Genomic DNA, 1,443 nt, shown 5'->3' on the forward strand with positions numbered 1-1,443 from the left:
CGCCTCGGCGGCGGGGGCCTCGGCCTGCTCAGCCTGCTCGGCCTGCTGGGCGTTGTGCTGCTCGAGCAGCTCGCGCTCCCACTCGGCCATCGGCTCGGCGGCCGCCTGGCCGGACTTGCCGCCCTGACGGGCGATCAGGCCCTCGGCGACGGCGTCCGCGACCACGCGGGTCAGCAGGTTCACGGAGCGGATGGCGTCGTCGTTGCCCGGGATCGGGTAGGCGACCTCGTCCGGATCGCAGTTGGTGTCCAGGATGGCGACGACCGGGATGCCGAGCTTCTGGGCCTCGTCGACGGCCAGGTGCTCCTTCTTGGTGTCCACGACCCACACGGCGGAGGGGGTCTTGGCCATGTTGCGGATGCCGCCGAGGTTGGCCTGCAGCTTCTCGAGCTCACGGTTGAGCAGCAGCAGCTCCTTCTTGGTGAACTGCGAGCCGGCCACGTCCTCGAAGTCGATCTCCTCGAGCTCCTTCATGCGCTGCACGCGCTTGGAGACGGTGGAGAAGTTGGTCAGCATGCCGCCGAGCCAGCGGTGGTTCACGTAGGGCATGCCCACGCGACCGGCCTGCTCCGCGATGGCCTCCTGGGCCTGCTTCTTGGTGCCGACGAACAGGATGGTGCCGCCGTGGGCGACGGTCTCCTTGACGAACTCGTAGGCGCGGTCGATGTAGGACAGCGACTGCTGGAGGTCGATGATGTAGATGCCGTTGCGCTCGGTGAAGATGAAGCGCTTCATCTTGGGGTTCCAGCGGCGGGTCTGGTGGCCGAAGTGGACACCGGAGTCGAGGAGCTGGCGCATGGTCACGACGGGCATGACGTTCCCTTCTGTGGCAGCCGTGGCACCCCGCGCTTCACGCGCGGGCGGTCTGCCGGTCGATTTCTTGACGGTTGGCGGCCGGCCCGGTCGGGCGGCCCCTGGCACCACGACGGCGGGCTGCCGGGCCCCACGAGCACCCGCGCCGACGTCCTCTCCAGGAGGACGGCGGGGACGGGACCGAGCGTGGGGGCTGGGCCGCTGAAGCGACCCACCGCGATGCGCGGAGTCGGCGTCCGGGGCACAGCACAGGGCCGGCCACAGGACACCGCTGAGGTGAATCCTACCCCAGGTGGGCGCCCGCTCCCATCGCCGACTCCTGCACAGGGGCCGGTGCGGCGGGCGCTCTCCACGATGGGACTGCGGGCCTGCCACGCGGCCGCCCGGAACGCCAGGCTGACGCCATGACCCCTCGCACGCTCCTCCCCCGTCCGCTCCCGCGTCCGCGCATCGCGGGGTGCGTCGCGGCAGCCCTGCTCGCCTGGCTCGTCCTCGCCCTGGGGATGGGCGACCTCGGCCCCGTGTCCCGGGCCACGCCCGCACCGTCCACGCGTGACGCGCTGCTCCTCGTCGCGGCGTCCCCGGCAGGTCCGGGCGCGACGGCCGCGCCGGTCGCGTGGCACCCGCCCG

The 1,443-nt window shown here is 72.0% G+C and carries 2 protein-coding genes; one reads left to right on the top strand and one right to left on the bottom strand.

Annotated features, from left to right (window positions below; genetic code table 11):
- Positions 1–813: 30S ribosomal protein S2 (gene rpsB, locus HMPREF3105_RS03985; protein WP_070708817.1), on the bottom strand; the 813-nt coding region annotated here is incomplete at its 3' end.
- A gap of 404 nt (positions 814–1,217) precedes the next feature.
- Here rpsB and HMPREF3105_RS13345 point away from each other — a divergent pair.
- Positions 1,218–1,443, top strand: a 226-nt coding sequence (locus HMPREF3105_RS13345; RefSeq protein ID WP_210401425.1) for a hypothetical protein, incomplete at its 3' end; no start/stop codon positions are given.

The organism is Micrococcus sp. HMSC31B01, assembly GCF_001816085.1.
Lineage (GTDB): Bacteria > Actinomycetota > Actinomycetes > Actinomycetales > Micrococcaceae > Micrococcus > Micrococcus luteus.